This is a genomic window from Halomarina rubra (assembly GCF_023699475.1).
In the GTDB taxonomy this organism is placed as follows: Archaea; Halobacteriota; Halobacteria; order Halobacteriales; family Haloarculaceae; genus Halomarina; species Halomarina rubra.
Window position 1 is genome coordinate 379,071 of sequence record NZ_JALXFV010000005.1, and the last position, 6,060, is coordinate 385,130.

The window sequence follows — 6,060 nt, forward strand, 5'->3', positions numbered from 1 at the left end:
CGTGACCGGACGGTGTCCCGTCTCGACGTCACCCCGACTCGACGACGCCGGACACCGCCATCCGCCCACCCCGCGCCCCGTGTGTGTCGGAGTCGACTCCTTTTGCAGCTATCCGAGCGAACGGCGGCGAAGTTCGAAAGTGCGTCCGCCCCACCGGCCACGACACACTGAGAGCGGAGGGCACCACGACAGTTTCGTATCGTAGCATACGATTTACTGTCGAGATGCGGACGAGAGCCGCCGAGCGTGTCGAACGGTCGGAGAAGCCGCCTACGGCGCTATCCGAGCTGTTCGCCGACGATGTCGTCCGCACACTCGACGAACGCCCTCTCCTGCCCGGCCGGGATGGTCGCGCCGGCGGCGACGTCGTGGCCGCCGCCCTTGCCGCCGACGGCCGCCGACGCCTCGCCCATCACCGCCGAGAGGTCCAGACCGGCGCGGACGAGCGCGTGGGTGCCGCGGGCGCTCACCTTCGTCTCCTCGTCGTTCTTGGAGGCGAACGCGAGGATGGGCACTTCGCGGTCGACGCCGTCGCTGCCGACGGCCATCCCGGCGACGATGCCGACGATGGTCTCTCTGATGTGGGTGCCCGCGTCGAACCACTGGACGTGGTCCTCGCGGGTGACCCCCTCGTTCTGGACCCAGCGCAGGCCCTCAGAGAGGTTCCGGCGGTGGTTCGTCAGCAGGTCCCGAGCGCGGTCGAGCGCGCCGTCGCGGTCGCCCAGACAGACCGCGAGGCCGACGTCCGCGCGTTCGTATCGGGCGGTGGCGTTGAGCAGCGTCGAGAACTCGCTGGCGTCCCGTAGCTCGGTCCCCTCCGGTTCGTCGAGCAGCGTGTAGGTCGTGGCGACCAGCCCGTCGATCTTGTGTGCGGGCACGCCGCGCTGGATGGCCCGGCGGACGAGCGCGCTGGCGACCGTCTGGCGCTCGTCGGCGGTGAGGTCGACCCACGTTCGCCACTCCCCCCCGGACTTGAGGTCGACGTCGAGGTCCGAGAGGAACCCGACCGCACCCGACTGGCTGTTCGAGATGCCGGGGATGTAGACGTCGCTGGAGTACTCCAGCAGTTTCGGCAGCGGGCGGGTCTGACGACCGTACAGCGCGAGGTCGGTCGCCTCGCCGAGCACCTCGGCCGCGACGCCCTCGGCGACGATACCCGCGTTCGCACCGTGGAGTTCACCGCCGGAGGCCTGCATGTCCCCGACCGCACCGACGACGGCGAGCGCCGCGAGGTCCGTGTTCGCCTCGGGGTCGTCGGTCGTCGCCTTCCCGAGTTCGCGGGCGAGGACGTACGCCGCGCCCGCACCGGACAGTTCGCTCGCACCGTCGATGCCGAACAACAGCGGATTGAGGTGGAACTCGGTCTCCGGCGGGCCAGACGACGTCTGGCTGCTTCCCGACTGTGAGTCGGGAACGGCCGCCGGCTTGTGGTGGTCGGCGATGACGGGCGTGAAGTCGCCTTCCCGCTCGTGACGGGCGATGTCGTCGAGTTGGCCGCTTCCGAAGTCGGTGAACAGGACGGTGTCGTAGTCGGTGGCGGCGATGGTGGCTATCTCGTGAGCGTCGAGCTGTTTCTTGAACACCGTCTCGAACTCGATGCCCGCGCGTTCGAGGCCCGTCGCGGCGACGGCCGCGCTCGTCAACCCGTCGGCGTCGATGTGGGAGGCCAACAGCACCTCCTCGGCGGCGAGCAACCGGTCGGCACAGGCGGCGGCGTGGTCGGCGAGGTCCGGAACGGGGGCACTCATCTGCGAGCGACTAGTTCGTTCTCCGGTATAAACTGCTGGCTCTCGGCGGAGCTACTTGACGAGCAGTACGGGGACGGGCGAGCGTCGGGCGACGTGGTCGGCGACGCTCCCGAGCAGGAACCGGGCCGGAGCCGACCGGTCGTGGCTCCCCATCACGATTACGTCCGGGTCCTCTCGCTCGGCGTACTCGACGATCATCCGGGCGTCCTCTCCCACGGTCGACTCCGTCCGCACCTCGCGGTCGTACTCTGCGGCCACCTCGCGGGCGTGCTCGAACAGTTCGTCGGCGTGGTCGCGGGCCCCCTCGAGCCAGTCGCTCCACTCGGAGGGTTCGTCACCCCACCCACCCGGTCCGCGGTCGCTGGTCCGGAAGTCGACGACGTGCAACACCGTCACCTCGCTGTCGGGGTACGTCTCCAGCGCGTGGCGCAGCGCGTGCTCGGACAGCGGGCCGTAGGTCATCGGGACGAGGACGGACGTCGTCATGCGGACCGGAAGGCTGTCGGCCGACGAATAGGTTCGCAGCGGTCGGAACACCGGTGTGTCCAGTGGATGTGATAGACCCACCGACCGACGAACTGCTGACCTCCCGACACGACCTACGTCGCGGTGTGAGCAGTTCGGTGAGCGGACCGAGCGGTGACCTGCTCACGCGCCGGGCGCTCCTCGTCGGTGGCGAGGGGCCGCGGGTGTCGGGCATCGCGGCGGTGCTGTCGCTGGTGTTCGTCGTCGGCCTCGCCGACTTCCTGCTCGAGCACGGCGGGGACTACGGCGAGTGAACGCGCGGAGCGCGGACCGAACACCCGTCCCGAGCGCGAGCGTCGGCGTCGCTCAGACCAGCATCACCGGCCGGACCCCCGACCGGGTGACGCGCTCGGCGACGCTCCCGATCTTGTTCCGGTGGGAGTAGCCCTGGTAGCCCATCACGACGAGGTCGACGTCCTGGTCCTCGGCGTAGGCGACGATCTCCTCGTGGGGGACGCCGTGACAGCTCTGGGTCCGGACTTCGATGCCGTCGTTGTCCGCGCGGTCGGCGAGAGTCGCGAGCAGTTCCTGCCCCCGGTCTTCGAGTTCGTCGACGACGAGTTCCACGCTGCTCAGCGCGGGTTCGCCGTACCGGCTCACGTCGACGACGTACAGCGCGTGAATCGCCGCGTCGTACCGGTCGGCCAGCTCAAGCGCGTGTTCGGCCGCCCGGTTGCCGCCGTCGCTCCCGTCGACCGGGACGAGTATCGCATCGTACATTCGAGTCACCGGGAGAGAGTGCAGCGTCCGCCACGAAAATCCTGTCGTCGAATTGAAAGGATTCGGGACTATCGCGAGAGCGTGTCGACCACGTCCCGGGCCAGGACCGCGAAGTCGGCCGTCCCCGGGACGACGTCGACCGAGACCCCCGCGGCCTCGGCGGTGTCGCGCGTCGGTACGCCGATGGTGCCGACGACGGCGTCGTCGAGACCGGCGAGCGCCGCCTCGCGGACGCCGCGTTCGCTCGCCGCTTCGAGGAAGTGCTCGACGGTGAGCGAGGAGGTGAACAGCGCGGCGTCGAGGTCGCCGGCCGCCGCGAGGTCGACCGAGACGCCGGCCTCGGGCGGGCGGGTCAGGCGGTACAGCGTCGTCTCGTGGACGAACGCCCCCGCGTCGTTCAGCCCGTCGGTGAGCACCGCCGAGCCGTGGTCGCTGCGCGCCACCTCGACGCGCGTGCCCGGAACCCGGTCGGCGAGTGTCGCGACCAGCCCCGACGAGGAGAACTCCTCGGGCACCACGTCGACGTCGTAGCCGTGGTCGCGCATCGCGTCGGCGGTCGACTCGCCGATGGCACACAGCGTCGTCCCCGCGGGGATCCACCCCGCATCCGCGACGAGTTCGACGCCCGTCTTGCTCGTGAGGACGGCGTAGTCGGCGTCCTCGCGCGGCGTCGCGCCGGTCGGCTCGACGGCGAGCATCGGGTCGCCCACCGGCCGGACGCCCAGCGAGTCGAGCAGGTCGACCGCACGGTCGAGGCGCTCGTCGGCGGGGCGGAACACGGCCACTGCGGGCCGGTCGTCGGCGTCGCTGGCGGCCGCCTCCGTGTCGACGGCGTCGCTGACGTCGGTCACTCCGCACCCCCCTCGCCGTCGACCCCGTTGCGCATGAACGCGGCGAGCGTCTCGCGAGTCGCGGCGACGTCCCCGACGACGGTGATGGCCGGCGGCGAGATGTCCTCGCGGTCTCGCACCTCGACGATGTCCGCGAGCGTCCCCGTCGCCACGCGCTGGTCGGGCCACGTCGCGCGTTCGACCAGCGCGACGGGCGTGTCGGCGGCCATCCCCGCCGCCCGCAGTTCGGCGGTGTACTCCGGGAGTTTGCCGACACCCATCAGGACGACGAGCGTCCCGCCCGTCGCCGCGAGCGCGTGCCAGTCGACGGCGGACTCCTCCTTGGTGGGGTCCTCGTGGCCCGTCACGAACGTCACGCTGGAGGCGTGGTCGCGGTGGGTCACGGGGATTCCCGCGACGGCGGGGCCGGCGACGGCACTCGTGACACCGGGGACGACTTCGAACGTGACGTCGTGCGCCGCGAGGTGTTCGGCCTCCTCACCGCCACGCCCGAAGACGAACGGGTCGCCGCCCTTCAGACGGACGACGATCTTGCCCTCGCGGGCGAGTTCGACGAGGCGGTCGTTCGTGTACTCCTGGCTCGTCCGGTCGCCGCCGGCGCGCTTGCCGACGTCCTCGCGTTTGGCCTCGGGAATCAGTCCCAGAATCTCGGGACCGGGGAGTTTGTCGTGGAGCACGACGTCCGCGTCCTCCAGCAGACGGCGGGCCTTCACGGTCAGCAGGTCCGGGTCGCCGGGACCGCTCCCGACGAGGTAGACGACGCCCGCGTCGTCCGCGTCAGTCGCGTCGGTGGACCCGGACATCTCACTCCTCCTCGCTGTTTCCGGCGGTCGGCCACGGCGTGCTCGGCGTGTGACCGTCCGAGGAGTCGTCGCCCTCGTCCGGGTCGTCCGCGTCCTCCGAGGCATCCGCGTCCTCCGAGACATCCGCGTCCGAGTCCTCCTCGTCGACGGTGCCGGCGTCGGCGTCGTCGGTCCGGGAGTCGGCGTCGTCCGCCGCGGTTCCGTCCGAGACGGCTGCCTCGTCGTCGCTCCCGTCCTCGGGTGCGACGGCGGACGCGTCGTCCGACTCGCCGGCGCTTGGAGCTTCGTCCTCGTCGGACGCTTCGGGGGGTTCGGACGCCTCGCTCCCGTCGGTCACCGCCGCGTCGTCGGTAGCGTCGTCCTCGTCGTGGTCGTCTGCCGCACCGTCACGTGACTTCTCGTGCTCCTCGGTCGGTTCGTCGGTGTCGGCGTCGGTAGACGGTTCGTCGGTGTCGGTGGTCTCAGTCGTGGACTCGTCGGCGTCGTCGGTGGACTCGTCGGACCCCTCTGCCTCGTCCTCGCGCGCGCCGCGGTCGGGTTGCTCCTCGCGGCGGGCACGCTCGATGAGGTCTGCCGCGCCCTTCTCGCGGAGTCGCTGTGCGAACTCGCGAGCGGCCTCGGGGTGCCTGTCGACCGGCAGGTCGCGGCTCTCGCGTATCTCCTCGTCGCCGTCCTGTGAGAGCACGCGGACGGTGACGTTCACCTGTGCTCCCTGGAGGCGGGCGTAGATGCCGACGGGGGCGACACAGCCACCGCCGAGTTCGGCGAGGATGGTGCGTTCGACGGTCGAGCGCACGCGCGTCGGCGGGTGGTCGAGCGCCGAGTGGATGCGCTCGGCGGTCTGGCCGTCGCGGGCGGTGACCGCGAGCGAACCCTGACCCGGTGCGGGGACGAACTGCGACGGTTCGAGCCGTCGGAACTCCAGGGAGTGCGCCAGCCCCGACCGCTCCAGTCCGGCCTCGGCGAGCACGATGGCGTCGTACTCGGTGTCGACGTCGCGTTCGAGCGCGCGTCGCTGGAGTTCACTCAACTCGTTGAACCACGAGTCGAGGTCCCGCTCGAACGACTCCTGGGTGGCGCTGTCGTCCGCGCCGTCGACCTCCTCGGCGTCGAGGCGACGTTCGTGTTCGCGCTGGAGACCCGGCGCGAGCAGTTTCTCGGCGCGCGTGTCGACGTTCCCGCGGAGCGGCTGGACGTCGAGGTCAGGGCGCTCGGCGAGCAACTGCGCCTTCCGGCGCAGGCTGGAGGTGCCGACCGTCGCACCGCTCGGCAGGTCGTCCAGCGACCGGCCGTCGACGGTGACGAGGGCGTCGGCCGGACTCGCCCGCTCGGGGACGCCCGCGACGACGAGGTCGTCGGGCATCTCGGTGGGCATATCCTTCATCGAGTGGACGGCGGCGTCGACGTCGCCCT

Annotated in this window: 6 protein-coding genes and 1 pseudogene (1 of these 7 cut by a window edge); 1 reads left to right on the plus strand and 6 read right to left on the minus strand. The window is 71.0% G+C overall.

What is annotated here, in order from left to right:
• Window positions 1-278: 278 nt before the first annotated feature.
• Together recJ and M1L36_RS11685 are read right to left on the minus strand one after the other, a co-directional pair.
• Complete coding sequence (recJ, locus tag M1L36_RS11680; RefSeq protein ID WP_250873910.1) at window positions 279-1,748, minus strand: RecJ family nuclease; 1,470 nt, start codon at window positions 1,746-1,748, stop codon at window positions 279-281.
• Window positions 1,749-1,799: 51 nt separating this feature from the next.
• On the minus strand, window positions 1,800-2,234 hold the full coding sequence (locus M1L36_RS11685; RefSeq protein ID WP_250873911.1) for a universal stress protein: 435 nt from the start codon (window positions 2,232-2,234) through the stop codon (window positions 1,800-1,802).
• 68 nt (window positions 2,235-2,302) lie between these two features.
• On the opposite strand from M1L36_RS11685, the gene M1L36_RS11690 reads away from it, so the two are divergent.
• Window positions 2,303-2,527, plus strand: coding sequence for a hypothetical protein (locus M1L36_RS11690; protein ID WP_250873912.1), 225 nt, complete (start codon window positions 2,303-2,305; stop codon window positions 2,525-2,527).
• Between the two features lie 52 nt (window positions 2,528-2,579).
• Here the strand turns inward: M1L36_RS11690 and M1L36_RS11695 are convergent, their stop codons facing one another.
• From M1L36_RS11695 to hemC, 4 genes and pseudogenes are all read right to left on the minus strand, one after another.
• A complete protein-coding gene (locus M1L36_RS11695; RefSeq protein ID WP_250874059.1) occupies window positions 2,580-2,993 on the minus strand; it encodes a universal stress protein in 414 nt (137 codons plus the stop codon).
• Window positions 2,994-3,061: 68 nt separating this feature from the next.
• Entirely contained in the window at window positions 3,062-3,844 is a 783-nt protein-coding gene (locus tag M1L36_RS11700) for a uroporphyrinogen-III synthase (protein WP_369694225.1), read from the minus strand.
• Complete coding sequence (gene cobA / locus M1L36_RS11705) at window positions 3,841-4,647, minus strand: uroporphyrinogen-III C-methyltransferase (RefSeq protein ID WP_250873913.1); 807 nt, start codon at window positions 4,645-4,647, stop codon at window positions 3,841-3,843. The genes M1L36_RS11700 and cobA overlap by 4 nt, the downstream gene beginning before the upstream one ends.
• Window positions 4,648-5,119: 472 nt before the next feature.
• A pseudogene (gene hemC / locus M1L36_RS11710) lies at window positions 5,120-6,060 on the minus strand (hydroxymethylbilane synthase) (its annotated part continues 220 nt past the right edge of the window); the annotation flags it as partial.

What these genes read in the sequence shown, in the direction of transcription:
- cobA (WP_250873913.1), bottom strand. Translation starts at nt 4,647, where the DNA reads ATGTCCGGGTCCACCGACGCGACTGACGCGGACGACGCGGGCGTCGTC.
- M1L36_RS11685 (WP_250873911.1), bottom strand. Translation starts at nt 2,234, where the DNA reads ATGACGACGTCCGTCCTCGTCCCGATGACCTACGGCCCGCTGTCCGAG.
- M1L36_RS11695 (WP_250874059.1), bottom strand. Translation starts at nt 2,993, where the DNA reads ATGTACGATGCGATACTCGTCCCGGTCGACGGGAGCGACGGCGGCAAC.
- recJ (WP_250873910.1), bottom strand. Translation starts at nt 1,748, where the DNA reads ATGAGTGCCCCCGTTCCGGACCTCGCCGACCACGCCGCCGCCTGTGCC.